Below are 26,262 nucleotides of genomic sequence, written 5' to 3'. Positions count from 1 at the left end.
CGATCCGCAAGCCGGTTCCGGCGTCGCGGCGCTCGGCGGTCCGTCAGGCGGACTTCAATTCCGCCTCGGCAAACTCGTAGTTGGCAAGCTTGTCGAGGAAGTTCGACGTGTAGTCTGGCCGGCGGTTGCGGTAGTCGATGTAATAGGCGTGTTCCCAGACATCGAGACCGAGCAGCGCCTTGCCTTCGTTGGTGGCGACCGGATTGGAGCCGTTGGCGGTCTTCGTCACCTTGAGCTTACCGTCGGTGCCGAGCACGAGCCAGGCCCAGCCCGAGCCGAACTGGCCGGTTGCGGCCGCCTTGAAGGCATCCTTGAAGCTGGCGACGCTGCCGAAGTCTTCGGTGATCTTCTTTTCGAGCGTGCCGGGGATCTGGCCGCCCTTCGGTGAAAGGTTGTTCCAGAACAGGATGTGGTTCCAGTGCTGGCCAGCATTGTTGAAGACCGGGGCGAGCTCCGCCTTGCCGTGGCTGAGGCGGATGATCTCCTCCAGCGACAGGCCGGCGAGCGATGCGTCTTTCTCGACAAAACCGTTCAGGGCCGTGACATAGGCCTGGTGATGCTTGCCGTGATGGAACTCGATCGTTTCGGCGCTCATGCCGTTTTCGGCGAGCGCACCGGGAGCATAGGGAAGGGCGGGAAGTTCGAAGGCCATGATGAATTCCTTTGCGGGCGGGACACTCTCGACGGATCTCTTGTCTGCGAACGGAGGAGAGTGTATTTAGCAAGACAATTCTTTGTAAAACAGCACGCGGGAATATGTCAAGCGATCCCTTGTTAAATTTGAAGCAAAGCAGCGGCCGCACGCCGGGCGAGCGCATCACGCTGGCGCTCAAGCTGCATGGCCCGCAGACGGCGGCTGCGCTCGGCAAGCGTCTGACGATTACCGGCGAGGCCGTGCGCCAGCAGCTTGTCCGCCTTGCCGAAGATGGCTTCGTCGTCTCATGGTCGGAGGCGAAAGGTGTCGGTCGTCCCTCGCAATTCTGGGGGCTGACTGCAGCCGGCCATGCGGAGTTTCCCGATACGCATGCGGAGCTTACCGTCCAGCTGTTGCGGACGATCCGGCAGACGCTGGGCGAGGGGGCGATCGACCGGCTGATCGCAGCGCGCGAGGACGAGACCCGGCAAAACTACAGCGCGGCGATGGCGGAGAAGACGGGCCTGCGTGAACGGGTCGACGAGCTGGTGCGGCTACGGTCGCAGGAAGGCTATATGGCTGCCTGCGAGGATCCTGGTGACGGTACGCTGCTGTTCGTCGAGAACCATTGTCCGATCTGTGCAGCCGCGACCAGTTGCCAGGGCTTCTGTCGGGCGGAGTTGAGCGTGTTCCGCGCGGTGCTCGGCCCCGGTGTCGAGGTCGAGCGCGCCGAGCATATTCTCGCCGGCGCGCGCCGCTGCGCCTATATCGTCAGGCTGGCGGATCGCGCCGCCTGAACCACGGCGACAAGGGCTGACGCAGCGCCGGGCCGAAGGCCGGCGCTGCGTCAAATCTGTTCCCGTTAGCGCGCGCCCATGCGCAGGGCACCGTCGAGGCGGATGACTTCCCCGTTCAGCATGCGGTTCTCGCAGATGTGCTGCACGAGTGCCGCAAACTCGTCCGGTTTGCCGAGGCGCTGCGGGAAGGGCACGCTCTTGCCGAGCGAATCCTGCACGTCCTGCGGCATGCCGGCCATCATCGGAGTTTCGAAGATGCCAGGCGCAATGGCAACGACGCGGATGCCGTGGCGCGCGAGTTCACGCGCGATCGGCAAGGTCATCGAGACGACGCCGCCCTTGGATGCGGCATAGGCCGCCTGGCCGATCTGGCCGTCGAAGGCTGCAACCGATGCGGTGTTGACGATGACGCCGCGCTCGCCGTCCTCGCCCGGCTCCTCCCGCTGGATCGCCTCGGAGGCAAGCCGCAGCATGTTGAAGGTGCCGATCAGGTTGATACCAACCGCGCGCGAAAAGCTCTCCAGCCGATGCGGGCCGTCGCGGCCGAGCACCTTTTCGCCGGGCGCGATGCCGGCACAGTTCACCAGCCCATGGAGATGACCGAAGCGACCCAGCGCCGCGGCAACGGCGGCGGCGCCATCCGCTTCATTGGTGACATCCGTCTTCTGGAAGAGGGCGTTGCTGCCGAGTTCCTCGGCCATCTTCTGGCCGGCCTCGGCGTTGACGTCGGCAAGCACCACGCGAGCACCCTCGCTATACAGCCGCCGGGCGACGGCAGCGCCAAGGCCCGAACCGCCACCGGTCACGATAAAGACTTTTCCATCGATCAGCATGCAAGGCTCCTCCCGTACCGGATCGTGTCGCTACGACATAACCTCGCCGGAACGTGAAGCCAAGTGCAGTGATGTCGCGTTGTTCCGGCCCAGCCGCCGAGGCCCACGTCCAGCAGCAGCTCTCAGAAATCCGCAACGAGGTGCGGCTCGCGTTCAGGCCCGAAGCGTGGCTGGACGCCGAGGAAGGAGCCGGCGCGGCTGATGATTTCCCTGACGACCGGAGCCGCGGTGTGGGCTGCCTGACGCCCCCCTCTCTCGCCCGTCAGCGGCGCATCCACGATCGAAAGAACGATGTAGCGTGGGTTGTCCATGGGGAAACCGGCGAGAAAGGCGTTGAAGTTCAGGTTCGTGGCGTATCGGCCGTTGATGACCTTGTCGGCGGTTCCGGTCTTGCCGCCCACATGGAAGCCGGGCACCTGGGCGTGGCGGCCGGAGCCCACCTGGCCGTTGCGGTTGTAAAGATAGCGCATGTCGGCGCTCGTCGTCGCCTGCAGCACTTGCTGCGCCTGCGCCTTCGCCGTCTCGGCGGACCTCGGAAGGAATGTCGGCGAGATCAGGTTGCCACCGTTCAGGAGAGCGGCAGCGGCGACGGCGGTTTGCAGCGGTGTGGTCGCGACGCCGTGCCCGAAGGATATGGTCACCGAATTGATCTTCTTCCAGCTGCGCGGCTGCGTCGGCGTTGCGGCACCCGGCAGCTCGGTTTCCATCTTGGAAAGAAGCCCGAGCTTGGTGAGAAAGGCTTGGTGTCCTTCGATGCCGACCATGTCCGCCACGGCGGCGGTTCCGATATTGGAGGAATACTGAAAGACTTCGGGAATGGTGAGGGGGCGATACTTGCCGCGAAAATCCTTGATGGTGAAACCGCCCATGCGGATCGGTCGCGATGCATCGACCACGGAGTTGAGGCTGATCTTGCCGGCGTCCAGGCCCATTGCCAGCGTGAAGCTCTTGAACGTCGAGCCCATCTCGAACGTCGCATTGCTCATCCGGTTGAACCAGCCCTTTTCGTATTCCTTGTCGACCTTGCCGTCCGGCAGTGTCCGCGAAGGCTGGTTCGGATCGTAGTCGGGAACCGAAGCCATCGCGACGACTTCACCGGTCTCTACATCCAGAACCACGGCGCCGGCGGCTTCTGCCTGATAGTCGATCATGGCGCGCGCAACCGCTTCTCGGACGATGCTCTGGACGCGAAGATCGATCGAGAGCTTGACCGGCTCGAGCGGGGTGTTGCCGGTCAATCCTGCCGCGCGGAGGTCGGCAAGGCCCTGCTGATCGATATAGCGCTCCATGCCCTGCAGGCCCTGATTGTCGACATTGACGTGCCCGAGGATATGCGATGCCGTCGAGCCACCCGGATAGAAGCGCCGCTTTTCCGGCCGGAAGCCGATGCCGGGAATGCCGAGCGCCAGGATGTCGGCCTGCTGGCGTGGCGTGAGCTGCCGTCTCAACCATTGGAAGGCGGTGCCGGAGCGAAGCTTCCGGTGCGTGTCGCGCCAATCGAGATTGGGGATGACGGTCGCGAGCTTCTCGATGACTTCGTCCGCATCCACGATCTTCCGCGGCTCGGCATAGAGCGACACCATGTTGACGTCGGTGGCGAGCAGCTCTCCATGCCGGTCGATGATGTCAGGGCGAGAGGCGACGGCATGGTTGGTGGCGTTGATCCACGCCGTATCGACCGGTTTTTCCAGTCCGTACTGGATCAGGCGGCCCACGATCACCAGAAAGATCACGGCAAAACCGGCGATGATGATGCCGAGCCGTTGCCTGGCCTGTGTTCTCCGGCCCAGCGTGGTGCCGACGACCGCTCCGCTTTTGCCACTGACGTTTCGTTTCAGGGAAAAATGGGCCCGGCTTTTCAGCCGGACGGCGAGAGAGATCAATGTCATTCCGAACGCATCCAGATCTAAGCCAACCGGAGCCACGGGATCGGTCTGCCAGCCGGCACACCGAAGAAGGCAATCGGGTGGGAATTAAAAGAGGATAGGCTTTGCCTGTGCGGCTAAAATTGTTCGGTATTTCCTAACAACAGATTAACCCTTGCGCGTTCTGGTTGCTGTTCCACAGGCAATTGGCGGCGAGCCGCCTTTAAATCGGACCACCAGCCAAAACGGGAAGGACTTCGAGAGGTTGCCGACATGGAACGCGCAAAATCGCAACTAGCGCTGCGCGATCGGCGTTATCTCGATGATCTTGATGCCGACAGCGTTGCTGGATTCGTCGTAGACGATCTCGCCTCGGCCGATGACCATGCCGTTGACCTTGAGCTCGACCGGATCGCCGAAATTGCGGTCGAGATGGATCGTGTCATCAGGATGGAGTTTCGAGATCTGAGAGACGGTCAGCTTGGCGCGACCGATGACTGCCTCGATCGCCAGCGGGATACCCTGGACCGCTCGCTCGCTCATGACCGACCGGCTCTCAAGCGCAGGGCTCTCATCGAGTTCGACCAGCTCATCTTGTAGCTTCTTGTTAATCATTCTGCACCATCCAAAGCACTGATTCACGACTCTTTAACAAAGAGTTGCGCCAGTTCGCCCTGGGTAGCAACCGTGGCTAAATGGGGGTTCTTCCTGCCTCGCAAGCGAGCGTTAACAAACAGTTAACATCCACAACGCGCGACCGGCAGAAGGCCTCAAAGCGTCACCGCGTTCCAGTTTCCGTCCCGTTTTTGGAAACCGATCATGCGGCGGCCGTTCGGCAACTTGTCGCCGAGTCGCACGACATAGACGTAGCCCTCGTACACCATCAGCCCCTGATCGCCGTTGCTATAGAGGATCTCGAAGGCTGGCGGGCTGTCCGGGGAAGCGCCTGCATCTGTCGACGGTTCGACCGCGGCCACTTCCGACGGAGCGTTTCGGGGACCAGCGAAATAGAAGAGTGACGACGCAACGGCAGCGACGCAGAGGAAGGCGCCGACCAGCGCTGGCACCAGGTACACCTTGAAACCCTTTGGCGTCGGCTGAGGTGTGGCAACACTCACGTTCGTTCCCCGATTCGATCAATACGTCCATCGAGACCGTTCTCAGGCGAGGCCCCGGCAGCCGTTACAGACAATGCTGTTGGTGGACGGCCGGATCGGCCTTGCTGAACCGTTCCCTGCTTCGATCCGAAGAGGTTACGACCTCTCCGAATCAGTAGCATGCCCATTCGCCGGTGTCAGGGACATACGGTCCCGGTCGTTTCCACACCTTTTGAGTGTCCACAAGATCGGCCCCACTTCGCCTTCAAGTAGGGCCGATCAGATGCTTTGCCAGAGGATATGCTCCCGTGCCCTCAGGCTGCTTCGCGCTTGCCGCTCTGGATGAGCCGCAGCCATGGGGTCAGGTGGAAGACGCTCATCAGCATGTACATCACCGTCATCCCGCCGATCTGCAGTCCCTGTTCGCCGGCGCATAGCATCTGCCCGACGTCCGCGCCGCCTGCGCCGACTAGGATCGCCATCAGCGCGAAGGTCGGCGCGGCCGCAAGGGCGAGCCCGTCGGCCACCCTCCGTGCTGCCGTCCGGGGAAGGTCCCGTGCGCCGACAGAGAGGCTCGCGCTCATCGCGCCGAGCTCGCGTCCTGGCTTCGCATCGCTGCCTCGCCGGCGTCCGAGACCTCGACCCAGCGCTGATCGGGTGCAGCGCCTTCGACATAGCTGTCGTTCCAGTTCCACCACTTGTAGGTCGGGGTCTGGGGGTAGCCTTCCGGAGAGTCTTCCCAGACTTCCTGCCGGCCGAGCGGCGTGATGTCGAGATAGTTCCAGGTGCCGCCCATCTGTTCGTCACCACGGTTGTTGATGAAGTAGGTCCGGAACAACCTGTCGCCGTCGCGGAAGAACACGTTGTGGCCGTGCCACTCGTCGACACCGAAATCGAGGTCGAAGCTGTCGGTGATGGTGTACCACGGCATCGTCCAGCCCATGCGCGCCTTTAACCGCGCGATGTCCGCCTGCGGCGCGCGCGAAGTGAAGACCAGCGTGGTGTCGCGGGCGTTGAGGTGGGAGAGATGCGCGACCTGGTCGGCGACCATGGAGCAGCCGCGGCAAGCGTGCTCGGGCCAGCCATGGACGCCCGGTTCGTAGAAAGCGCGATAGACGATCAACTGGTGCCGGCCGGCAAAGAGATCCACCAGGCTTTCCTTACCCGCAGGCCCTTCGAAGGCATATTCCTTCGTGACCGCCATCCATGGCATGCGCCGGCGCTCGGCAGCGAGCGCATCGCGGGCATGCGTGTGTGCTTTTTCCCTGACGAGCAGGTTCTGGCGCGCCTCTTCCCAGGCCTGTTGCGAGACCACCTGCGGCTTCTGCATGGCGGGCTGGGCGGTCGGATTCTCGACTGTCTTGTTCATGACGTTCAATCTCCTCGTTTTTGCCGAAGCCCGTATCGCGCGGCCGGAGCGCCGGAATACAGGTCATCGCGCCGTCATCGAGGGTAGTTTGGCACCACCGATCAAATGCCGGGAGTAACAACTGTGACGGTATTATTCTGGGCGACTCGATGGGCGCGTGTAGGGCGGCGACCCTGCCGCCGTAGAGCCCGGCTAGCCGCAGTTCGCCGACGAAGGAACCGGCAAAGACCTTTACCCTTCGGCAGCAGCAATCGATTGGTCGGATAGACGATGTGGACGCCGCGCTCAGCGAGCTTGTGGTGCGGCAGGATCGGTCGGAGCTTGCCTTCGGCGAGCAGCGGGTCGGCGATAAAGGACGGCAAGGCGCCGAAACGAGCGTTGCCCGCCAATAAGTCCATAATTTCCTATGAGTAAAATATCTATTCTCCGTATCGCTGATTATTCGTGATCCGGCCAGCAATAAGGTGCGTCCAGCTTCCTGATGTTCGGGAAATGCAGAAAAGGAGTTCACCATGTTCAACACCGCAACGCTTGGCCGCACGGTGGCGGTCTCCCTCGTGGCCGGCTTGCTGGGAAGTGCCGCTTTCGCGCAGGATGTCGGCAAGAGCCCCTGGGGGCCGGAAGACGAGATCGGACGCCTCAACCTGATTACGCCCGCTTCCCGCGCTGCCATTCTGTCGCGTATCGAGGGTGCCAGGTCCTACGACCTTGCCGTCGAATACTTCATCGGTATGCCAAGCTGGGAGGCGGCCGGCGATCCGCCATACCAGATGTGGATGACGCACACGCCGCATGGCACGGCCGTGTCCGATCCGATGAAGGTCGGCAAGGAGATGAACCAGCACGTCAGCTATTCCGGTTCGGCCGTTTCGATGTACGCGCATATGGGCACGCATATCGATGCACTCAATCATTTTGGCCTGAACGGCAAGATCTGGAACGGCTATGCGGCGGCCGATCACCTCGGAGACCAGGGCTGGACTGTCACCGGTGCGGAGAAGTTGCCGCCGATCGTAGCGCGCGGCGTTCTGATCGATGTCGCGGCGGCGAAGGGCATGCAGATGCTGCCGGAGAACTACCGCATCACCCGAAAGGAGCTTCAGGAGGCGCTCGACAGGCAGGGCGTCAAGCTTCAGGAAGGCGATGTGGCGCTGATCCGCACCGGGCGCATGCAGCATTACGAAGACAAGTCCGCCTACATGAGCAATCCGCCCGGGCTCAGCCTCGACGCGGCGAAGTTCCTGGTCGAAGACGGCGGCGCCATGGTCGTCGGTGCCGACAATCTGAGCTTCGAAGCGTTCCCGGCCGAAACCGCAAACAATTACATCCCGGTCCACACCTATCTCCTGGCCCTGCAGGGTGCACCGATCATCGAACTCATCAATCTCGAAGAACTGTCGAAGGACCGGGTCTACGAGTTCGCTTTTGTCGGCGCATCGCTCAAGTTCCGCGGGGCGGATGCCGCACCGATCCGACCCGTCGCCTTTCCGTTGCGCTAGGAACTGAGGCAGCGTGGGTGCCGTTGCCTTGAATGGCAGAACCACCCGAGGACTAAAAGGAGGCGCTGCGGATTTCCGCGGCGCCTCCTCTGTGTCATCCGGAGCGGGCGTGTTTATTGCCAGTCGTTGAAGCGCAGGCATACTCTCGGGGAGCGACCGTCTGGGCGCTTCTGCGGTGCGCCTTTACTCGACGATGGCGGGCATCTCCGTCTCGGCGCGGCCGCGCAACGGTTTCTCCGGCATCTGATGGAACATCGCCAGCGACAGTATCATGGCCGCGGTGCAAGCGGCGAAAATATAGGCGAATGGCAGGGCCGAGGCGGTCGTGGCATTGATCGTCTGGATGGCTTCGCCACCGAGCGGCAGGCCATTGCCGAGCGCGATAGCGCCGAGGATGGCAACCCCGAGGGCGCCGCCCAGGGACCGCAGGAAAGTCAGAACGCCGGTTGCGACGCCAAGATGCGCCTGGTCGACGGCGTTCTGGACGGAAATGGTTGCGACCGGAAAGGTCATGCCGGAGCCGAAACCCGCGCCCGAGGTCAGCAGCACTAGCACGGGCAGCGTCGTGCGCCCGGCAAGAGCCGCGAGCGCCGCCAGGCAGATAAAGCTGAGTAGGCTGCCAATGACCGCCATCCTTTTGTAGTGGACTAGGCGCGGTATCGTCCGCGCGCTGGTCGTAGCTCCAAACACGGTACCGAGCAGCAGACCGAGCATGATCAGCCCCGAGCCGCCGGCGGTGAGGCCATGGAACGACTGCGCATAAACGGGGAGATAGACGGACAGGCCGACATTGGCGCCCTGCGCCAGAAACATTGCCAGGGTTCCGAAGCGCACGATGGGATTGCTGAGCACTTCGAGCGAGATGAGGGGTTCGGCCACTCGCCGGAGGCGCAGGGCAAACGCAGTCCAAAGAACGGCCGAAGAACCGAGCAATCCGGCGATCGCCGGCGAAAGCCACGCATAACGGCTGCCGCCCCAATTCAGAGCCAGCAGCAGAAGTGCCGTTGCGGCGACGAGCAAGGTGGCTCCCGCCCCGTCGATCCGGTGTGCTCGGGTTATGACGGGCAGCTTCTTCAGCGGATTGCTGATGATCGCCATGGCCGCAAGCCCGAGCGGAATATTGATCCAGAAGATCAGCGACCAGTGCAGGTGCTCGGCGAAGGTGCCGCCCAGCAGTGGCCCGGCGATGCTGGCCACCGCCCATGTCCCGGATATCCAGGCAGCATAGCGTGCGCGCTCGCGCGGAGGAACGAGATCGCCGATCACGGTTTGCGAGAGGGCGAAGAGACCGCCGCCGCCCAGGCCCTGGACCGCGCGGCCGATGATCAGCGTCAGCATGTTCGGCGCCAGCGCGCTGATCAGCGATCCCGCAAGGAATATGATCACGGCGGCGAAGATCGTCGGCCGTCGCCCGTGAATGTCGGAGATCTTGCCGTAAAGCGGCGCCATGGCCGTCGCGGTCAGGAGATAGGCTGTCACCACCCACGGCAGATAGTCACTGTGCCCGAGCGCCTTGCCGATCGTAGGCATGGCGGGCGCCACGATCGTTTGGTCGAGTGCGGCCAGGAGCATGGAGAGGAGCACGCCCGCGATGATGACGTTCTTTTCCTGCTCCGAGAGAGTGGGCGCCATCGCAGTCGTTTCGTTCGGGGGGCGTATCTCGTTCATGCAGGCGGTCCGATGCGGTCATTTCGATTTTGACGAGAGGCATTCAGAATGCCTGGGCGGGCGATAGTCAACCGTCCGAGCGGTCAGGACGTTCGCCGTTCCTTGATGGAGGCAAGCAAAGCGGCGCCGACCCGCGTTGCAGCGCGTCTAGCTACTCCGGTGCCGCGCCATCAAATTCGCCTGCAGGACCACCACGACGAGCAGGAAACCGCCGCGGATGACCGATTGCCAGTAGGCCGAAAGCGATATCCAGCCGAGGCCATTTTCGAAGTTCAGGATGTTGAACACCATGGCGAGCAGTAGCGCGCCTGCCAAGGTGGCGCCGACGGAACCGGAACCGCCCGACAGCAGCGTGCCGCCGACGACGACGGAGGCGATCGCGAAGAGTTCCCAGCCCACACCCTCCGTCGGCTGCCCGGCGCCGAACTGCGAGGCAAGGATGACGCCGGCAAGACCGGCGAGCGTGCCTGAGGCGAGATAGACGCCGGCAAGCGCACGCTCGACCTTCAGGCCCATCAGGCCAGCGGTCGCTTCACCGTCACCGATCGCCAGGATATGGCGGCCGATGGGGAGCTTCTCAAGCACGATCCAGCCGACCACATAGGCCGCAAGTGCGATCCAGGCGGGGATGGGGAAGCCCAGAAAATCGTCCTGGCCGATCACGGTGAAACCGGTGTCGTAGGAAACCGAGACCGACTGGTTGTCGGCCAGCAAAAGGCCGGTACCGTAGGCGGCGAGCATCGTCGCGAGCGTGGCGATGAAGGGCTGGATGCGCATCCTCGTGATGATGAAGCCATTGAGCGCGCCGACGGCGAAGCCGGCCGCCATGCCGCCAAAGAGCCCGGCAGCCCAATGATAGGGGGAGAGCAATGCTGCGACCACGCTTGCCATCGCCGCCGTGCCGCCGACCGACAGGTCGATGCCGCCTGTCATGATGACGAAGGCCATGCCGAGCGCGATCAAGGCGAACATCGAGTTGTAGCGCAGGAAACTCAGGATGTTGTAGGGCGACAGGAAGTTGTCGTAGCGCAACGCCCCGAAGAGAATGAGGCCGGCGAGCGCCAGGATGACGCCGAGCCGGGCGAGGTCGCCGGAATTCTTGACCAGGAAGAGGCGAAGGATCGTTTGCATCGTGGTTGCCCCTAGTGTCTGCCGGCGCGCTGCTGGATGAAGACGGCGGTGACGATCAGCCCGGCCTTGACGATGAGCGCCGCCGCGTCCGGTACGCCATTGGCGAGCAGCGTGTAGCGCACCAGCTGGATGACGAATGCGCCGAGCACCGTGCCGATGATGTTGGCCCGCCCGCCGGTCAGAAGCGTGCCGCCGACGGCGACCGCAGCGATCGCATCGAGTTCCATGCCGAGGCCGACGAGGTTGGCGTCGCTCGCCGAGTTGCGGGCAACGACGATGAGGCCGGCTACGCCGGCAAGCGCGCCGCTTGTCATGTAGACGAAGAGCTTGACCCGTTTCACCGGTATGCCGGTCAAACGGGCGGCTTTCTCGTTGCCGCCGACGGCGATGATCTGCCGGCCGATCACGGTGTAGCGGATCATTGCGAAAGCCGCCGCGACGATGATGATCATCAGCAAGACCTGGGCCGGAACGCCGGCAATGCGCCCGAGTGCGATGAACTGGAAGCCTTCATTTTTGAAGACCTGCAGATTGCCGTTGGTCATCACCTGGCCGATGCCACGGCCGGCGATGAAAAGCACAAGCGTGGCGATGATCGGCTGGATCGAAAAGCGGGTAACGAGGAAGCCGTTGAAGAGACCAAAGAGGGCGGCGGCAGCAACCGGCAGGAGGAAGGCGAGGGTGACTGCGAGCGCCATGTTTTCCACCGGCCAGAACTGGCCCATGAAGATCATCGGCGCCAGGGCGCCGGCAATCGCCATCAGCGAGCCGACGGACAGGTCGATGCCGCCGGTGGCAATAACCAGCGTCATGCCGGTCGCGACGATGACGATGGTCGCAACCTGGGTCAGGTTCACATTCAGCGTCTGCAGAGACAGGAAGTTCGGCGTGACAGCGACGTTGAACAGGATCAGCGCGAGAAAAGCGACGAAGGTGCCGTAGCGGCTCGCCAGCGTCATGAGCCGGCTACCGGACGAAAGGGTTCCCGATGGTTGCGGGGCTGGGGTCTCGATCGTCGTCATGTCATTCTTCCTGGTGGGCCATGGCGGCAAGCAGCGCAGTCTCGCTCAAATCCTTGCGCGGCAGGGTCGCGACCGACGTGCCGTCGCTCAAGACCGTCACACGGTCAGCGGCGGCGAGAAGTTCCTCGAGTTCCGACGAGATCATCAGCACGCTCAAGCCCTCGTCGGCGAGGCTGCGCAGAAGTTTCAGGATTTCCGATTTCGCGCCGATGTCGATCCCGCGCGTCGGTTCGTCGACGATGAGGACGCGTGGGTCGGTGGCAAGCCAGCGGGCGAGCAGCACCTTCTGCTGGTTACCGCCGGAGAGTTCCTTGATCGGCTGATCGGGGGAGGCGCATTTGACCCCGAGGGCGCGGATATAGCGGCTCACAATCTCGTCCTGCCGGGCACGGTCGACGATGCCAGCTTTCTTGAGTTTGGGCAGCAAGGCGAGCGTCATGTTCTCGCGGATGCTCATGTCAGGGACGATGCCGTCGATCTTTCGGTCTTCGGATACGAGACCGATCCCGTCGGCGATCGCGTCAGCCGGTTCGCGGTAGCTGCGATCCCGTCCCTGCATGCGGATCGTGCCGCGCTCCATCCTGTCGGCACCGAAGATCAGGCGCGCCGTTTCCGTGCGGCCGGAGCCGAGCAGACCGGCAAGGCCGGAGATCTCGCCCTCTCGCACGTCAAGGCTGACGTCGCGCACGCGCACACCCGCGCCGGCCTTGTCGAGTTCGAGGCGAACCGGGCGTTCAACTGTCTCGGCTTCGGGCGCCATCGCCTGAAAGGCGGCAAGCTCCTTGCCGAGCATATGGCGCACCAGCGCCATCTTCGGCATGTCGGCCATCGGGCTTTTGGCCACGGTTTGCCCGTCGCGCATGATCGTCACCCGGTCGCAGATTTCATAGAGTTCGTCGAGCCGGTGGCCGATGAAGATGACGGCGACGCCCGAGCGTTTCAGCGTGCGGATCGTCTCGAACAGGATCGCGACCTCGCGCTCGTCGAGCGAGGAGGTCGGCTCGTCCATGATGACGAGGCGGGCGCTTTGCGTCACAGCGCGGGCGATCGCCACCATCTGCCGCGTCGCCGCATCGAAATGCGCGACCGGACGATCGACGTCGATCGTCAGGTTGAAGGTTTTGAGCACCGCTTCGGCGCCGCGCCGCATGGCGCCATGGTCGATCATGCCGAAGCGTTTGGGCTCGCGGGAGAGGTAGATGTTCTCCGCCACCGAACGCTGCGGGGCGAGATTGATCTCCTGGTAGATCGTGGCGATCCCGGCGGCCTGTGCCTGCGCCGGCATCGAGAAATCGACATCCTGGCCGTCTAAGGTGATGCTGCCTTCGTCCCGGCGATAGACGCCGGTCAGGATCTTGATGAGTGTCGACTTGCCGGCGCCGTTCTGGCCGACAAGTGCCATGACTTCCGCTGCCTCGACGTCGAGCGAGGCGGATTTCAGTGCCGGCACGCCGGCGAACGCTTTGGAAATGCCCTGCATGGACAGAAGCATGGGTCTCCTCCCTATCTTCGCCATCCGCCGCCCCTGAGGGTGGGCGTCATCAGCCTACACGTGAACGGGCCGAAGGTCAGCGGGGACCGCTGTCGTCAAAAAGACGGCCGAGACGGTTGTGCCGTCCCGGCCGCAGAGGCTCGGGGAGAATGGATCAATAGGCGTTGGCGAGTTCGGCGGCCGCGTTGGAGGCGTCGTAGAACTTGTCGTCGTTGATGATCATCGCGTCGATTTTCTCGCCCTTGGCGTAGCGCATCATCGTCTCGAAGGCCTTCGGTCCGAAGCGCGGGTTGCACTCGACGACCGCGGCGATCTTGCCGTCGACGACCGCCTGCACGGCTTCCTTGCCGCCGTCGATCGACAGGACGAGAACGTCCTTGCCGGGGACCTTGCCGGCCGCTTCGAGTGCGGCGATCGCACCGATCGCCATTTCGTCGTTGTGGGCGTAGATCACGTCCGCATCCGGATGGGCCTGCAGCAGGGCTTCGGCCACCTGACGACCCTTGTCACGGGCGAAATCGCCGGTCTGCGAGGCGACGATCTCGAAGCCGCCGGCCGCCTTTATCGCCTCGTCAAAGCCCTTCTTGCGGTCGTTGGCGGGCGACGATCCGGTCGTGCCTTCGAGTTCGATGATCTTCGACTTGCCATTGGCGTTCTTTGCCAGCCACTCGGCAACGCGCTTGCCTTCCTCGACGAAGTTCGAGCCGATGAAGGTCAGATAGTCCTGGCCGGCCTTGGCCAGCGACGGATCGACCGAACGATCGAGCAGGATCACCGGAATGCCGGCCTTCTTGGCGGCCATGACGGCGGGGATCAGCGGCTTTTCTTCGCGCGGTGCGAGGAAGATCACGTCGACGCCCTGAGCGATCATCGAGTTGACGTCGGCGACCTGCTTGGCGGCGGAACCGGCAGCATCCGTATAGACGAGCTGGAAGCCGAGCTTTTCGGCTTCGGCCTTCATGCTGTTCGTCTGGGCGATGCGCCAGGGATTGTTGGATTCGGTCTGCGCGAAGCCGACCTTGTATTTGTCCTTCTGCTCGAGCTTCGGCACTTCGGCGATCGCGACGCCCGCAAGGGCAAGCGCGCCGACGGCCGTGGCCGCAAGCATGAAAGTACGACGCGAAATCGTAGTCATAATCGGGTTCTCCTCCCAGATTTGGCCGGTGCTCCTCTACCGGACGTGAGCATTTTGGGCTTCACATCTCCAAATCTTGCGCTAATAATATTAGCAGTCAAGGCCAAAAATTATGAGCACTTGCAAAAGCCCGCGTGCAGTGCAATGCACGCATGAGGGTAGGGAGCACGCATGGCCAAGGGAAACGGGCGCAGTCCGGAAAAAAGGGGCGAAGGTCGCCCGACGATGACGGATGTCGCAAGGATAGCCGGCGTTTCCCAGTCAAGCGTTTCCCTGGTGCTGAACGAGATGTCGGGTTCGCGCATCTCGCCCGAAACGCAGCAGAAGGTGCGTGAGGCTGCTCATAAAATCGGTTATAAATTGCCGGCGACCCGAGGCCCGGTTGCAGCGGCGCCGGCGGTAGAGAAGGACACGATCGCCTTCATCGTCGATGAAATCTCCACCAGCCCGCACCCGGTCGTCAGCCTCGACGGCATCCGCGACTACGCCTTCGAACAGGGCATGCTGGTTTCGGCGCATGTGACCCGCTCCAACCCTGAACTCGAAGAGGCGGTACTGCGCTCGGTCTTGAGAGACCCTTCAATCGCCGGCGTCATCTACGCAACGATCTTTACCCGTAAGGTTGCCGTGCCTGAGGCACTGGCGCCGCTGCCGACGGTGCTTCTCAATTGCTACTGCGAACCGCGTCAGCATGTGGCCGTCGTGCCGGGCGAGGTCGCCGGCGGCTTTGCCGCTACCGCACATCTGACGGCGCTCGGCCACAAGCGCATCGGTTTCATCAATGGTGAGCGCTGGATGGATGCGGCTGCGGATCGTCTCAAGGGCTACAAGCAGGCGCTTGCTTCCGCCGACATCGCCTTCGACGAGACGCTCGTGAGGGACGGCGACTGGCTGCCGCTGCGCGGCTACGAGGCCGGGCTGGACCTGCTCTCCATGCCCAACCCGCCGACCGCGATCTTCTGTGGCAACGACCTGATGGCGATCGGCGTAATGGAGGCGGCCCAGGAGAAGGGGCTGCGCGTGCCGGCCGATCTCTCGGTCATGGGCTATGACGACCAGGAACTGGCGCGCTACACCCATCCGCCGCTCTCGACGCTGGTGCTGCCCAACTACGAGATGGGGCAGAGGGCCGCGGAGATCCTGATCGACATGGCCATTCACGGCAAGCACATGCGCCCGATGACGATCAAGGTCGACGGGCCGCTGGTGGTTCGTGAAACCACCTCCGGCTGGCCCGCCCGGGCCGCCGCGGCTGGAAAGCGATAGGGCCGCCCCTTTACCTGCGCCGTCAGGCCTCCGGCTTATCGGCATAGGCGAGAGTGTAGGCTTCGCTGAGCGCCTCATCCAGCGAGCGTCCCGCACGATAAGGAGAAAGCGTCGCCGGTCGCACGATGCTGGTATTGAGGCGCGAACAGCGCTCGGGGGCGCCAAGGACGGTGTGCACCGGCAGGCGCTCCGCATAAACGGGCAGGTCGTAGTCCTCCTCGTCGTCGATCAGGCCCTTGGACCTGATCTTGGCCGAAGCCCGTTCGATTTCCATGACGATCACCGCTGTTGCCTTGATCTCCTGCGCAGTGCTCGGGCGCAGCGTTGCGGTGCGATCCGGAAAGAACCGATCCACCATCATCGTCAAGGCGCGCAGCTTCTCCTCCTGGTTCTCGACCAGACGGGCGGTTCCGAACGCCATGACCGAGCGGTAATCGGCCGAGTGGTTGAAAGCGGAGCGGGCAAGCACGAGGCTGTCGAGATGGGTCACCGTCAGGCAGGCCGGCTCGCCTGCGGAGAGGTTGCGCAGCATGCGGCTGGCGCTGCTGCCATGCCAATAGAGGTGCCGTCCTTCCCGCCAGAAGAGCGTCGGCGTGCAGAAAGGCTGACCGTCGATGACATAGGCGACGTGGGCGAGAGCTGCCGCGTCGAGCAGTCTGTGCACGGTCTCGTGGTCATAGAAGCCACGATCATGGCGGCGCTTGACGCGGTTGACCGTATCGACGGGGTAGGTGGGAGCGGAATGTTCGGTCACGGCTGGTTCCTTTCAGGCTTGCTTCCTGAAGGTTCGCATGCGCAGACTGGTTTGAAATAGGTCCACTTCCGTTAGCCTCATGCCAACCACTTTTCATCCAAGACAGGAATCGGCCTTCCCGCCGATCGAACTCGACGGCTCGATCCGCAACCAGTCGCTTCGCGTCCATAGCGGCTTGCGCGCCGCCATCGTCGACGGGCTGCTCCCGCCCGGTTCCCGCCTGCCGTCGAGCCGCGAGCTTTCCAGCCAGCTTGGTATAGGCCGCAACATGATCGTTGCCGCCTATGAGCACCTGGTGAACGACGGGTTGATCGAAGCCCGTCACGGCTCGGGCACCTATGTCTCGTCCAGCCTGCCGGCACCGCCATCCATAGCGGCGGCGCCGGATATCCCGCTGACCTTTGGCGGCCGACCGCCCTTTGCTCTTGGCCAGACCCATGTGGAGCCGGCCTTCCTTGCGCGGTTGGCCGCGGTAACCCGGCGCCATATCGCCGAAGCGAGCGCGGATGACCTTGCCTATGGCGATCCGCGCGGCAGCTTGCATTTGCGGCGACAGATCGCAGACTTCCTGGCCGTCAACCGAGGCATCCGCTGCGATCCCGGCTGCGTCGTCATCGTCAGCGGCACTCAGCACGGCCTGAGGCTCTGCGTCGATGCGCTGCTTGAGCCTGGAGATTGGGCATGGGTCGAGGAGCCCGGCTATGGCGCGTCGCGCTCGACACTCATGGCGGCGGGAATGCGCCCTGTGCCGGTGCCGGTCGACGGGGCAGGGATCGATGTTGCCGTGGGCATTGCGCGAAACCCTCGCGCCAGCGCCGCCTATGTTACTCCTTCGCACCAGTTTCCCACCGGCGTGAAGATGGCGATGGACCGGCGTGTGGCGCTGATCGAATGGGCGGAGGCAGCCGGCGCCTGGATCTTCGAGGACGACTACGACAGCGAGTTTCGCTATTCGGGTCCGCCGCTGACGGCGCTGGCGGGGCTTGCGCCGGACCGCGTCGTCTATCTCGGAACCTGCGCCAAGACGCTGTTTCCCGGGTTGCGGCTGGGCTATGTCGTGGTGCCTCCGGGAGCCTTGGAGCGGGTCCTGACGCGGCGCGCCGCCTTTGACCGGTTCATGCCGGTGTTCCTGCAGAACGCCGTGGCCGATCTCCTGGCGGACGGATCGGTCGCGTCCCAATTGCGCAAGAGCCAGCGGCGCTACCGTGCCGCTCGCGATCAACTGGCCGAAATCGTCAGCACCACGTCCCGCGGGACGCTGTGCCCGGATGTCCCTGAGCAGGGCCTTCACATGATCGTCCGGCCGCGCGACGGGCTGGCGCCAGGCCTGTCGCAAGTGATCCGAGAGGAAGCGAAAATCGACGCGGTGCTATTGTCCGAAACCTTCATGGAGCGAAGCGATGCCGAAGGGCTCATCCTCGGGTTTTCGGGATATGAAACGGGTGCGCTGCGGGCTGCGGCCGCGCGACTGGGAACGACCGCGCTCAAACTGGCCACCGGCTTTGGGCGGTGACCGTCCCCCGCGGCACTTTCAAATGGCGGGCAGTACTGCCCGCACATGATCCGCAAGCGCCTTCACCGCAGATGACGGGCGCGGCTCGGCAAATTCCAGCGCAATGCCGATCGTCGGCAGCTTCGGCAATCCGGCCGAAATGATGTGCAGATCGGAGGGGACGGCGGTTCTCGTCAGGACGGCGATAGCATGGCCGGAGCGGGCAAATGCGATAAGCCCGGCGAGGCTGTTGCTTGCAAAGGCGACACGGTACCGTCGATCGATCGCTTCCATCGCATCGCAGGCTGCCCGGTAGTCGAGCGTCGTCGGGGCCGACAAGGCAAGGGGCAGGGCGACACGGTCGAGGATTTCCGGCTCCGCAACCTTGCCGACCCACACGAAGTCTTCGGTTCGAATGACCTCGCCGTTTGCGGCGTCGGCGATGGAAACGAGCGCCAGGTCGACCTGCCGCCGCAGCAGCATCGGGCGCAACTCCGTGGTCGGTGCACAGAGCATGCGCAATTCGACCTCCGGGTGCTGATCGAGAAAGCGCTCGATGATCCCCGGAAGGAAAGCGATCGAGTAATCTTCCGGGCAACCCAGGGTAACGGAGCCCTTGAGGCCTTTGCCTTCCATCTCCGCCAGGATTTCGTCGTGCCCGGCAAGAAGGTACTCGGCATGGACCAGCAGTTTTTCACCCGCTGCCGTCAGCCGTACACCCGATCCGGTGCGGTGGAAGAGGGCCTGTTCGAGAAACTCCTCGAGGCGCTGCATCTGCATGCTGAGCGTCGATTGCGTTCGCCCGACCTGCTGGGAGGCAAGGCTGATGGAGCCCGTCCGCGCGATGACGGCGAAGTTCCTGAGCAGGGCAAGGTCGAGGTTTCTCATGATATCAAAATATCCGATACCGGAGCGGAATACTATCAATTTGCCTGAAGCTGAAATGCCCGTTAGCCAGTGAGGACCGCCAACGAGGAGCAATCTGATGTCGCTGAATTCCGATCCTGCGTTCTGGGCCGCCGCCAACAAACACCTCACGCGCTATGGCCCCGGTTTCGAGTCGATCATCGTGGAGCGGGCGGAAGGAAGTTTCGTTTACGATGCGGACGGTCGCGCCATCCTGGATTTCACCTCCGGACAGATGAGCGGTGTTCTCGGCCACACCCACCCGGACATCGTTGCGACCGTCGAGCGGCAGATGCGAACGGTCGCCCATCTCTTCAGCGGCATGCTGTCGAGGCCCGTCGTCGAACTTGCCACGCGCCTTGCCGCACTTGCGCCGGGGCTCGACCGGGTTCAACTGCTGACGACCGGCGCTGAATCTAACGAGGCGGCCATTCGCATGGCCAAGCTGGTGACCGGCGGGCACGAAGTCGTTGCCTTCGCGCAGAGCTGGCATGGCATGACGGGCGCTGCCGCCTCGGCGACCTATAGCGCCGGGCGAAAGGGCTACGGTCCCGCGGCCGCCGGCTCGTTCGTGATACCGGCGCCGAATTCCTATCGGCCGCGTTTCACCCACCCGGATGGCAGCAACGACTGGCAGACGGAACTCGATGACGCCTTCTCGCTGATCGACCGGCAGTCGACGGGCAGCCTTGCGGCGTTCATCGCCGAACCGATCCTTTCGAGCGGCGGGATCCTCGAACTTCCGCCGGGGTATCTCTCAGCACTCAAGCGCAAGTGCGAAGAACGCGGCATGCTGCTCATTCTCGACGAGGCGCAGACCGGCATCGGTCGGACGGGCCATATGTTTGCCTTCCAGCGCGACGGCGTGACGCCGGATATTCTCACTCTGTCGAAGACCTTGGGCGCTGGACTGCCGCTTGCCGCCGTGATGACGACGGCGGAAATCGAACAGAAGGCCCATGAAAGAGGTTTCCTCTTCTATACCACCCATGTCTCCGACCCGTTGCCGGCGGCGGTCGGCGTTACGGTGCTCGATGTGATCGAACGGTATGGCCTTGTGGAACAGGCGATTGCGCGCGGCGAGCGGCTGCGCGAGGGGCTTCGATCATTGCAGCAAAGATTCGAATGCGTCGGCGATATCAGGGGACGCGGCCTTCTTCTTGGGCTCGAAGTTGTCGCGGACAGGCAGACGAAGGCTCCGGGCTTCGAGCTCGGTGCAAGGGTTATGGAAGAAGCGATGCGGCGCGGCCTCAGCATGAACATCGTCAAGCTTCCCGGCATGGGTGGCGTGTTTCGCATCGCTCCGCCCTTGACCGTAACGCCGCAAGAAATCGATCGCGGGCTGGAGATCCTGTCGGACTCGATTGGGGTGGCGGCCAGCACCCTCTGAGCGTGAATGGCGAGCGCTTCCACCCTCGCATTCGTGCGACGGTGGAAACCGTCGGCAGTGCCCGACAGCTTTTGAAGGCCCCGGATGATCATCCCAGATTTGGCGAAATCTGGCCTGAAGACAACCATAGGAAAAGCTGCTAGCTGTTATGCACCCTTGAGGGGAAGCGCAAAAGCCGGGCAGAACCGATGACGTCATACACTCTGACATGCGTAAACAACTCGCAGCTTTCGGGCAGTTTCGCCGTCTTCCAGAGGCCGCCCGAAACCATGGGCCCGACGGACGTCCTATCGCTTGCCTGGTTGGCCCGGCCGACCGCGCCCGACAGCCGCGTCACCTTCGCCTGGAGCCCCGATTACTGCTTCATCTGGTCGGAGACCGGTCTGCTGCAGCCGGGGATCTCGTTTTCGGCATCGCAGGTGAAGCCGGCAGACCCCGGCGGTGAAAACCTGATTCAGCTCACCCAGGACGCAGTCGGAGCGACGACCTTCAGCAATCCGGGCGCCAGCGGGACGCCTGGGTCGCTTACGATAGAACAGCTGTCGAACGTCGTTCCCAACCGGACGTCCGTTGGGATCGGAATGGCCGGCTCCGGCACGTTCGTTGTGCAGGGAGCGCCGAACATGACGGCTGCCTTCACGCCGCACCCGAACTATTGGGTGGTTTTCGGCAACTACGAGATCGGAGCCGTGCTCGACTTCGAGGAGGTCACGGGCGCCGTCGAAGTCGTCTATGGTGGCTCTCTGACGTCGCGGACTGCAACGCTTGGCCTCGACAATCTCATTACCGTCGAGTGACCGTCTTCAGCAATTGAATGTGGTTGGCGTGCGCAGAGCCGTCGTGCGAAGCGTGTAGAAGGTGCGAGGTTAGGACATTGTCCTGGCCTCGTTTCTCCGCTGGTCGTTGCGACGCGACAGCCTGTGGTCCCTATCTATCCATTCGACCGATACAGTGGATCGCCTGTGGGCGCGACCGACTTGCCACTATGTTGTTCCTTTGGAAATCAAGGTGAAGGGTGACTTCGTCACCACGGTGCGCAGCTCACACGGGCGCGACGGTTTGCCGGAAAACATAACCGTTGAATTATGATTTTGGCCCCATATTTCATTTTTACATTACCGTTTGGCATGGCAAGTTGACTGCGATCAAATCAACGGGGTTTGCGAAGACGATGCGGGTTCGGGAGCGATCGGCGTCGCAGGGAGGAAATATGAAACGGATGATTCTGGCAGCGGTTGCAGCTTTGGCCATGAGCAGTGCTGCCTATGCCGACACGATCAAGATCGGTGTTGTCGGACCCTTCTCCGGCCCGTTCGCGCTTCAGGGCAAGAACTTCAAGGCCGGTATCGATGCCTATATGGCACTGAACGGCAGCAAGGTCGGCGACGATGATATCGAGATCATCTATCGCGACGTGCCGCAGGCCGATCCCGCTCAGTCCAAGGCGCTGGCGCAGGAACTGGTGGTGAAGGAAGGCGTGCAGTATCTCGCCGGCTTCTACTTCACCCCGGATGCTATGGCGGTCACACCGCTGCTCACCCAGGCGAACGTGCCGCTCGTCATCATGAACGCGGCGACCTCGGCGATCGTCACCAAGAGCCCGCTCATCGTGCGCACTTCCTTCACCACCTGGCAGACCTCGACGCCGATCGCCAAGGTTGCCAAGGACGCCGGCGTTTCCAAGGTCATCTCCGTCGTCAGCGACTACGGCCCGGGCGTGGACGCCGAGAACGCCTTCAAGGCGGGCTTCGAAGCGGCCGGCGGACAGGTGGTCGAAGCGATCCGCATGCCGCTTGCGACGAACGACTTCTCGCCGATCATGCAGCGCATCAAGGATTCCGGTGCCGAGGGCGTCTTTGCCTTCCTGCCGTCCGGTCCGACGACGCTCGGCTTCGTCAAGGCGTTCAAGGAGAACGGCCTGAAGGACGGCGGCATCAAGTTCTTTGCGCCCGGCGATCTGACGCAGGAATCCGACCTGCCGGCGCTCGGCGAGGCCGCGCTCGGCATTCAGACGACCTTCCACTACGCAGTGTCGCACGACTCGCCCGAGAACAAGGCCTTCGTCGAGGCGGCCGGCAAGGCGATCGGCAACCCGGCCGAGCTCTCCTTCCCCTCGGTCGGCGCCTATGACGGCATGCATGTGATCTACAAGATGATCGAGGCGACCGGCGGTAAGCAGGATGCGGCCAAGGCGGTCGAATCCGTGAAGGGCCTTTCCTGGGTCAGCCCGCGCGGCCCCGTGACCATCGATCCGGAATCACGCCACATCACCCAGAACATCTATCTGCGTGAAGTCGCCAAGGCCGATGACGGCACCTACTACAACAAGGAAATCCAGACCTTCGAGAAGCAGGGCGATCCCGGTCTCGCTGCGCTGAAGTAGTCGACCTGGGGCGGGTGCCCACGCGCCCGCCGACACCGATGATGCGTTGACCGGTTGCTATTGAGAGCGACCGGCGTGCCTGCGGCGCCGCGAATGCTGGCGCCTGACTGCCGCTCCGCGCATAGTATGCGCACCTGATCCGGCGCAGCCAAATTTGGAAGAAAGGGCAACGGATAGCCCCATGCAAACCGTCCTCAGCATTGCGATCGATGCCCTTGCCTATGGCATGGTGCTCTTCGTCATCTCCATCGGTCTTTCGGTCACCATGGGCCTGATGCGTGTGGTCAATCTCGCGCATGGCGCCTTTGCCATGATCGGCGGCTACATCGCCTCCTATGCGGCGCGCGATCTCGGCCTTGCCTATGGTTTTGCCGTCGTGCTTGCGATCTTCGGCACCATCATCATCGCCGTGCCGATCGAGCGGCTGCTCTACCGGCGGATCTACGGCGCACCGGAACTGACCCAGGTGCTGATGACCATTGGTATTACGTTCTGCATCATCGGTATTGCCAACTATGTCTTCGGCCCGACGCTGAAGACCGTGCCACTGCCTGGCGAACTGCAGGGCTCGGTCGATCTCGGCTTCCGGGCGATCGCCACGCACCGCATCTTCGCGATTGTCTGCGGCCTCGCGGTTGCCGCCGGTCTCTGGTACGCGATCGAAAAGACCGCCTTCGGCGTCAAGCTGCGGGCCTCCGTCGACAATGCCGCGATGGCCGCCGCCCTCGGGGTCCGCACGGAGATCGTCTATGCCGTAAGCTTTGCGGTCGCCGTCGGGCTTGCCGCTTTCGGCGGTGTCGTCGGTGCCGAGCTTCTGCCGGTCGAACCCTATTATGCGCTGCGCTACATGGTGACCTTCCTGGTGGTGGTCTCCGTCGGCGGCGCCGGCTCGATCCCGGGCGCGCTCGTCGCCTGCCTGCTGCTCGGCGCGATCGATACGACCGGCCGTTATCTCATGCCGGAATTCGGCGAATTCTTCTTCTATCTGGCCGTAATCGCGATCATCTGCGTCTTTCCGCGCGGGCTCGCCGGGAGGGCCAAGGGATGACCATGACGACGACGAACGACTTGATCGCGACCGCTCCTGTGCGCCGGCGGTTCGGCGGTGGAGACCTCATCGGATTGGCGGTGATCCTGCTGGTTGCGGTGATCGGCTACTTCCTCTTTCCCAACAATCTGGCGCTTCTGACGCGGATCATCGCAGCGGCACTCCTGGTGTTGTCGCTCGATCTCGTCACCGGCTATTGCGGTGTCGCGACGCTCGGGCATGCGGCCCTCTTCGGCGCCGGCGCCTATGCCGCGGGCATAGCCTCGGCGCATTACGGCATCAACGATCCGCTGGCGATGCTGGCCTTCGGCATCGTCGCCGGCGCGGTGGCCGGGCTTATCTGTGGGGTCGTCATCCTGCGCGCCCACGGGCTGCCGCAACTGGTGCTGTCGATCGCGCTCATCCATCTCTTCCACGAGTTCGCCAACAAGGCCTCCTCCTGGACCGGCGGCAGCGACGGGCTCTCAGGCATTGCGCCAACGGCACTTCTCGGGCTCTACGAGTTCGACCTCTGGGGGCGCACGGCCTATGTCTTCGGCGTCGTCCTACTCGCGATCGTCTTCGTGCTGTTGCGGCTGATCGTGCGCTCGCCGTTCGGCATGCTGTGCCGCGGCATCAAGGAAGATCCGATCCGCATTCGCTCCATGGGCGCGTCTCCGAAGATCGCGCTGACGAAGATGTACGTGATCTCCGGTGCCGTTGCCGGCGTCGGCGGCGCGCTGAATGCGATCTCTACCCAGGTCGTCGGGCTCGACAGCCTCTCCTTTACCATGTCGGCCGAAAGCCTGGTCATGCTGGTGCTCGGCGGAACCGGCTCTCTCTTCGGCGCGCTGACGGGGACAGTCGTCTTCATGTTCTTCGAGGACGTCGTTTCGGCGGCCAATCCCTTCCACTGGCTGACGATGGTCGGAGCGCTGCTGATCGCCGTCGTGCTGTTCGCGCCGAAGGGTATCTACGGCACCGCCGCTGCGTTCCTTACCCGCCGCAAGGAGGCCCAGTGATGCAGCCGATCTTCGAAGTCCGCAACTTGAAGCGTGCCTTCGGTGGGCTTGCGGTCACCAACGACGTCAGCCTCAGCATGGCGCCCGGAGACCGGGTCGCGCTGATCGGGCCGAACGGTGCCGGCAAGACTACCTTCGTCAACCTGGTCACCGGTAACCTTCGGCCTGACTCCGGTGAAGTGCTGATCGGCGGAGATACCGTAACCGGTGTCGATGCCACTGGTCGCGTGCGTCGCGGACTTGTGCGCTCCTTCCAGGTGACCCGCCTCTTTGCCGACATGACGCCGGCCGAGCATGTTGCCCTTGCCGTGCTTCAGCGGAGCGGCCGCGCCGGTCGCCTTTTCGGCAATTTTCTCGGCATGCCGGACATCATGGCCGAGGTCCAGGAGCTTCTCGGCAAGCTCGGTCTCAACGAGTTGATGCACCGCAAGGTGAGCGAGATTGCCTATGGCCAGCAACGCCTGCTGGAGATCGCCGTTGCGCTGGCGCTGAAACCGAGGGTGCTGTTGCTCGACGAACCCGCCGCCGGCGTGCCGCAGAGCGACACCGGTCGCATTGAGCAGGCGCTCGCCGACTTGCCGGCCGATCTCGCCGTCTTGATGATCGAACACGACATGGATCTCGTCTTCCGCTTTGCCAAGCGCGTGGTGGTGTTGGCTGCGGGCGCTATCATCTTCGACGGTTCGCCGTCTGACGTGACGAAGGATCCGCGCGTGCGGGAAGCCTATCTGGGGAGCTATGCCAATGCCAGCCACGCCGCTTGAGGTGGAAAACCTGTCCGCCGGCTACGGCCCGACGCGCGTGCTCGAAGGCGTCTCATTCGCCGTTCCGGCTGGCGCCCGCCTAGCCGTGCTCGGCCGCAACGGCATGGGCAAGACGACGCTGCTTGCGACGCTTGCCGGCCAGACGCGGCGTTATGACGGACGCATCCGCATGGGCGGCACGGATGTCACCGCGCTGCCAAGCGCTTCACGCGCCATGCAGGGTCTCGGTTTCGTGCCGCAGGCGCGGTGCGTCTTCCCGACGTTGACCGTCGAGGAGAACCTGTTCGTCGGCCTCAAGAGCCGACCGAAAAGCGCGATCCAGGAAGCCTACGACATGTTTCCGCGTCTCTTCGAGCGCCGGCGCAATCTCGGTAGCCAACTCTCCGGCGGCGAGCAGCAGATGCTGTCGACGGCGCGCTCGATCCTTGGCCGTCCGTCCATCCTGCTTCTCGACGAGCCGCTGGAGGGCCTGGCGCCTGTCATTTGCGAGGAATTGATGAAGGCCTTTGCCGAACTGGCCAAGACCGGGGACATGACCATCCTGCTGGTGGAGCAACGCATCCAGAGCGCGCTCGACTTTGCCGATCGGGTGATCGTGCTCGAGCGTGGGCGCATCGCCTGGTCCGGAACGCCGGAAGCGCTGGCGAGAGATCACGAGGCGGTCGAGCGGCTGCTCGGCGTCGGCGGCCTTCACTGACGGCGCGGCTGCTTGCTCC

At 63.4% G+C, this 26,262-nt stretch carries 25 protein-coding genes; 11 read left to right on the top strand and 14 right to left on the bottom strand.

The window, feature by feature from the left end; genetic code table 11:
• Positions 1 to 43: 43 nt before the first annotated feature.
• Positions 44 to 652 carry a superoxide dismutase gene (locus AB4Z53_RS31520; protein ID WP_291152107.1) on the bottom strand — a complete coding sequence of 203 codons (609 nt, stop codon included), beginning with the start codon at positions 650 to 652 and terminating at the stop codon, positions 44 to 46.
• A gap of 104 nt (positions 653 to 756) precedes the next feature.
• Between AB4Z53_RS31520 and AB4Z53_RS31515 the strand changes: the two genes are divergently transcribed.
• Positions 757 to 1,431 carry a helix-turn-helix transcriptional regulator gene (locus AB4Z53_RS31515; RefSeq protein WP_441599266.1) on the top strand — a complete coding sequence of 225 codons (675 nt, stop codon included), beginning with the start codon at positions 757 to 759 and terminating at the stop codon, positions 1,429 to 1,431.
• Between the two features lie 65 nt (positions 1,432 to 1,496).
• On the opposite strand, the gene AB4Z53_RS31510 is transcribed toward AB4Z53_RS31515, so the two are convergent.
• The 6 genes from AB4Z53_RS31510 to AB4Z53_RS31485 all read right to left on the bottom strand — a co-directional run bounded on the left by AB4Z53_RS31510 (position 1,497) and on the right by AB4Z53_RS31485 (position 6,595).
• A complete protein-coding gene (locus AB4Z53_RS31510; protein WP_441599265.1) occupies positions 1,497 to 2,264 on the bottom strand; it encodes a 3-hydroxyacyl-CoA dehydrogenase in 768 nt (255 codons plus the stop codon).
• A 122-nt stretch (positions 2,265 to 2,386) separates the two neighbouring features.
• Positions 2,387 to 4,153, bottom strand: a complete 1,767-nt coding sequence (locus AB4Z53_RS31505; protein WP_441599264.1) for a peptidoglycan D,D-transpeptidase FtsI family protein — start codon at positions 4,151 to 4,153, stop codon at positions 2,387 to 2,389.
• A 270-nt stretch (positions 4,154 to 4,423) separates the two neighbouring features.
• The gene (locus AB4Z53_RS31500) at positions 4,424 to 4,744 is read right to left on the bottom strand and encodes a FliM/FliN family flagellar motor switch protein (protein WP_291152094.1); all 321 of its coding nucleotides are present in this window, start codon (positions 4,742 to 4,744) and stop codon (positions 4,424 to 4,426) included.
• Positions 4,745 to 4,899: 155 nt separating this feature from the next.
• On the bottom strand, positions 4,900 to 5,247 hold the full coding sequence (locus tag AB4Z53_RS31495; protein ID WP_113538783.1) for a hypothetical protein: 348 nt from the start codon (positions 5,245 to 5,247) through the stop codon (positions 4,900 to 4,902).
• Positions 5,248 to 5,540: 293 nt separating this feature from the next.
• On the bottom strand, positions 5,541 to 5,810 hold the full coding sequence (locus AB4Z53_RS31490) for a hypothetical protein (RefSeq protein ID WP_113538782.1): 270 nt from the start codon (positions 5,808 to 5,810) through the stop codon (positions 5,541 to 5,543).
• A complete protein-coding gene (locus tag AB4Z53_RS31485; protein ID WP_441599263.1) occupies positions 5,807 to 6,595 on the bottom strand; it encodes a DUF899 domain-containing protein in 789 nt (262 codons plus the stop codon). Before AB4Z53_RS31485 ends, AB4Z53_RS31490 begins: the two co-directional genes overlap by 4 nt.
• 512 nt (positions 6,596 to 7,107) lie before the next feature.
• On the opposite strand from AB4Z53_RS31485, the gene AB4Z53_RS31480 reads away from it, so the two are divergent.
• A complete protein-coding gene (locus AB4Z53_RS31480; protein WP_441599262.1) occupies positions 7,108 to 8,094 on the top strand; it encodes a cyclase family protein in 987 nt (328 codons plus the stop codon).
• 183 nt (positions 8,095 to 8,277) lie between these two features.
• On the opposite strand, the gene AB4Z53_RS31475 is transcribed toward AB4Z53_RS31480, so the two are convergent.
• The 5 genes from AB4Z53_RS31475 to AB4Z53_RS31455 all read right to left on the bottom strand — a co-directional run bounded on the left by AB4Z53_RS31475 (position 8,278) and on the right by AB4Z53_RS31455 (position 14,542).
• Positions 8,278 to 9,762, bottom strand: coding sequence for an MDR family MFS transporter (locus AB4Z53_RS31475; RefSeq protein ID WP_441599261.1), 1,485 nt, complete (start codon positions 9,760 to 9,762; stop codon positions 8,278 to 8,280).
• A gap of 147 nt (positions 9,763 to 9,909) precedes the next feature.
• Positions 9,910 to 10,893: an ABC transporter permease gene (locus AB4Z53_RS31470; protein WP_113538778.1), complete on the bottom strand. Its 984-nt coding sequence runs from the start codon at positions 10,891 to 10,893 to the stop codon at positions 9,910 to 9,912.
• A gap of 11 nt (positions 10,894 to 10,904) precedes the next feature.
• The gene (locus AB4Z53_RS31465; RefSeq protein ID WP_441599260.1) at positions 10,905 to 11,915 is read right to left on the bottom strand and encodes an ABC transporter permease; all 1,011 of its coding nucleotides are present in this window, start codon (positions 11,913 to 11,915) and stop codon (positions 10,905 to 10,907) included.
• Position 11,916: 1 nt separating this feature from the next.
• Positions 11,917 to 13,407 carry a sugar ABC transporter ATP-binding protein gene (locus AB4Z53_RS31460; protein ID WP_441599259.1) on the bottom strand — a complete coding sequence of 497 codons (1,491 nt, stop codon included), beginning with the start codon at positions 13,405 to 13,407 and terminating at the stop codon, positions 11,917 to 11,919.
• Between the two features lie 154 nt (positions 13,408 to 13,561).
• Complete coding sequence (locus AB4Z53_RS31455; protein WP_113538775.1) at positions 13,562 to 14,542, bottom strand: ABC transporter substrate-binding protein; 981 nt, start codon at positions 14,540 to 14,542, stop codon at positions 13,562 to 13,564.
• 171 nt (positions 14,543 to 14,713) lie between these two features.
• Between AB4Z53_RS31455 and AB4Z53_RS31450 the strand changes: the two genes are divergently transcribed.
• The gene (locus tag AB4Z53_RS31450) at positions 14,714 to 15,808 is read left to right on the top strand and encodes a LacI family DNA-binding transcriptional regulator (RefSeq protein ID WP_441599258.1); all 1,095 of its coding nucleotides are present in this window, start codon (positions 14,714 to 14,716) and stop codon (positions 15,806 to 15,808) included.
• Positions 15,809 to 15,830: 22 nt separating this feature from the next.
• On the opposite strand, the gene AB4Z53_RS31445 is transcribed toward AB4Z53_RS31450, so the two are convergent.
• Positions 15,831 to 16,562: a pyridoxamine 5'-phosphate oxidase family protein gene (locus AB4Z53_RS31445; protein WP_441599257.1), complete on the bottom strand. Its 732-nt coding sequence runs from the start codon at positions 16,560 to 16,562 to the stop codon at positions 15,831 to 15,833.
• A 79-nt stretch (positions 16,563 to 16,641) separates the two neighbouring features.
• Between AB4Z53_RS31445 and pdxR the strand changes: the two genes are divergently transcribed.
• On the top strand, positions 16,642 to 18,075 hold the full coding sequence (gene pdxR / locus AB4Z53_RS31440) for a MocR-like pyridoxine biosynthesis transcription factor PdxR (protein ID WP_441599256.1): 1,434 nt from the start codon (positions 16,642 to 16,644) through the stop codon (positions 18,073 to 18,075).
• 18 nt (positions 18,076 to 18,093) lie between these two features.
• Here pdxR and AB4Z53_RS31435 read toward each other — a convergent pair whose 3' ends face one another.
• Positions 18,094 to 18,942 (bottom strand): LysR family transcriptional regulator, encoded by an 849-nt coding sequence (locus AB4Z53_RS31435; RefSeq protein WP_441599255.1) that lies wholly within the window; start codon positions 18,940 to 18,942, stop codon positions 18,094 to 18,096.
• Between the two features lie 97 nt (positions 18,943 to 19,039).
• On the opposite strand from AB4Z53_RS31435, the gene AB4Z53_RS31430 reads away from it, so the two are divergent.
• From AB4Z53_RS31430 to AB4Z53_RS31400, 7 genes are all read left to right on the top strand, one after another.
• Positions 19,040 to 20,350 (top strand): aspartate aminotransferase family protein, encoded by a 1,311-nt coding sequence (locus tag AB4Z53_RS31430; protein ID WP_441599254.1) that lies wholly within the window; start codon positions 19,040 to 19,042, stop codon positions 20,348 to 20,350.
• 188 nt (positions 20,351 to 20,538) lie between these two features.
• Positions 20,539 to 21,147, top strand: coding sequence for a protein rhiA (locus AB4Z53_RS31425; RefSeq protein ID WP_441599253.1), 609 nt, complete (start codon positions 20,539 to 20,541; stop codon positions 21,145 to 21,147).
• A 413-nt stretch (positions 21,148 to 21,560) separates the two neighbouring features.
• A complete protein-coding gene (locus AB4Z53_RS31420; RefSeq protein WP_113538769.1) occupies positions 21,561 to 22,733 on the top strand; it encodes an ABC transporter substrate-binding protein in 1,173 nt (390 codons plus the stop codon).
• A 181-nt stretch (positions 22,734 to 22,914) separates the two neighbouring features.
• On the top strand, positions 22,915 to 23,781 hold the full coding sequence (locus AB4Z53_RS31415) for a branched-chain amino acid ABC transporter permease (RefSeq protein WP_113538768.1): 867 nt from the start codon (positions 22,915 to 22,917) through the stop codon (positions 23,779 to 23,781).
• On the top strand, positions 23,778 to 24,782 hold the full coding sequence (locus AB4Z53_RS31410) for a branched-chain amino acid ABC transporter permease (RefSeq protein ID WP_441599252.1): 1,005 nt from the start codon (positions 23,778 to 23,780) through the stop codon (positions 24,780 to 24,782). Before AB4Z53_RS31415 ends, AB4Z53_RS31410 begins: the two co-directional genes overlap by 4 nt.
• Positions 24,782 to 25,546, top strand: coding sequence for an ABC transporter ATP-binding protein (locus tag AB4Z53_RS31405; RefSeq protein ID WP_113538766.1), 765 nt, complete (start codon positions 24,782 to 24,784; stop codon positions 25,544 to 25,546). The genes AB4Z53_RS31410 and AB4Z53_RS31405 overlap by 1 nt, the downstream gene beginning before the upstream one ends.
• Complete coding sequence (locus tag AB4Z53_RS31400; protein WP_441599251.1) at positions 25,527 to 26,243, top strand: ABC transporter ATP-binding protein; 717 nt, start codon at positions 25,527 to 25,529, stop codon at positions 26,241 to 26,243. The genes AB4Z53_RS31405 and AB4Z53_RS31400 overlap by 20 nt, the downstream gene beginning before the upstream one ends.
• The last annotated feature ends 19 nt before the right edge of the window (positions 26,244 to 26,262 follow it).

It is taken from the genome of Ensifer sp. 2TAB8 (assembly GCF_052115125.1).
In the GTDB taxonomy this organism is placed as follows: domain Bacteria; phylum Pseudomonadota; class Alphaproteobacteria; order Rhizobiales; family Rhizobiaceae; genus Ensifer.
The sequence above is the reverse complement of the archived record's forward strand: the minus strand, read 5'-3'. Positions and strand labels throughout refer to the sequence as shown.

What these genes read in the sequence shown, in the direction of transcription:
- AB4Z53_RS31520 (WP_291152107.1), bottom strand. Translation starts at nt 652, where the DNA reads ATGGCCTTCGAACTTCCCGCCCTTCCCTATGCTCCCGGTGCGCTCGCC.
- AB4Z53_RS31515 (WP_441599266.1), top strand. Translation starts at nt 757, where the DNA reads ATGTCAAGCGATCCCTTGTTAAATTTGAAGCAAAGCAGCGGCCGCACG.
- AB4Z53_RS31510 (WP_441599265.1), bottom strand. Translation starts at nt 2,264, where the DNA reads ATGCTGATCGATGGAAAAGTCTTTATCGTGACCGGTGGCGGTTCGGGC.
- AB4Z53_RS31505 (WP_441599264.1), bottom strand. Translation starts at nt 4,153, where the DNA reads ATGACATTGATCTCTCTCGCCGTCCGGCTGAAAAGCCGGGCCCATTTT.
- AB4Z53_RS31500 (WP_291152094.1), bottom strand. Translation starts at nt 4,744, where the DNA reads ATGATTAACAAGAAGCTACAAGATGAGCTGGTCGAACTCGATGAGAGC.
- AB4Z53_RS31490 (WP_113538782.1), bottom strand. Translation starts at nt 5,810, where the DNA reads ATGAGCGCGAGCCTCTCTGTCGGCGCACGGGACCTTCCCCGGACGGCA.
- AB4Z53_RS31485 (WP_441599263.1), bottom strand. Translation starts at nt 6,595, where the DNA reads ATGAACAAGACAGTCGAGAATCCGACCGCCCAGCCCGCCATGCAGAAG.
- AB4Z53_RS31480 (WP_441599262.1), top strand. Translation starts at nt 7,108, where the DNA reads ATGTTCAACACCGCAACGCTTGGCCGCACGGTGGCGGTCTCCCTCGTG.
- AB4Z53_RS31475 (WP_441599261.1), bottom strand. Translation starts at nt 9,762, where the DNA reads ATGAACGAGATACGCCCCCCGAACGAAACGACTGCGATGGCGCCCACT.
- AB4Z53_RS31470 (WP_113538778.1), bottom strand. Translation starts at nt 10,893, where the DNA reads ATGCAAACGATCCTTCGCCTCTTCCTGGTCAAGAATTCCGGCGACCTC.
- AB4Z53_RS31465 (WP_441599260.1), bottom strand. Translation starts at nt 11,915, where the DNA reads ATGACGACGATCGAGACCCCAGCCCCGCAACCATCGGGAACCCTTTCG.
- AB4Z53_RS31460 (WP_441599259.1), bottom strand. Translation starts at nt 13,407, where the DNA reads ATGCTTCTGTCCATGCAGGGCATTTCCAAAGCGTTCGCCGGCGTGCCG.
- AB4Z53_RS31455 (WP_113538775.1), bottom strand. Translation starts at nt 14,542, where the DNA reads ATGACTACGATTTCGCGTCGTACTTTCATGCTTGCGGCCACGGCCGTC.
- AB4Z53_RS31450 (WP_441599258.1), top strand. Translation starts at nt 14,714, where the DNA reads ATGGCCAAGGGAAACGGGCGCAGTCCGGAAAAAAGGGGCGAAGGTCGC.
- pdxR (WP_441599256.1), top strand. Translation starts at nt 16,642, where the DNA reads ATGCCAACCACTTTTCATCCAAGACAGGAATCGGCCTTCCCGCCGATC.
- AB4Z53_RS31435 (WP_441599255.1), bottom strand. Translation starts at nt 18,942, where the DNA reads ATGAGAAACCTCGACCTTGCCCTGCTCAGGAACTTCGCCGTCATCGCG.
- AB4Z53_RS31430 (WP_441599254.1), top strand. Translation starts at nt 19,040, where the DNA reads ATGTCGCTGAATTCCGATCCTGCGTTCTGGGCCGCCGCCAACAAACAC.
- AB4Z53_RS31425 (WP_441599253.1), top strand. Translation starts at nt 20,539, where the DNA reads ATGACGTCATACACTCTGACATGCGTAAACAACTCGCAGCTTTCGGGC.
- AB4Z53_RS31420 (WP_113538769.1), top strand. Translation starts at nt 21,561, where the DNA reads ATGAAACGGATGATTCTGGCAGCGGTTGCAGCTTTGGCCATGAGCAGT.
- AB4Z53_RS31415 (WP_113538768.1), top strand. Translation starts at nt 22,915, where the DNA reads ATGCAAACCGTCCTCAGCATTGCGATCGATGCCCTTGCCTATGGCATG.
- AB4Z53_RS31410 (WP_441599252.1), top strand. Translation starts at nt 23,778, where the DNA reads ATGACCATGACGACGACGAACGACTTGATCGCGACCGCTCCTGTGCGC.
- AB4Z53_RS31405 (WP_113538766.1), top strand. Translation starts at nt 24,782, where the DNA reads ATGCAGCCGATCTTCGAAGTCCGCAACTTGAAGCGTGCCTTCGGTGGG.
- AB4Z53_RS31400 (WP_441599251.1), top strand. Translation starts at nt 25,527, where the DNA reads ATGCCAGCCACGCCGCTTGAGGTGGAAAACCTGTCCGCCGGCTACGGC.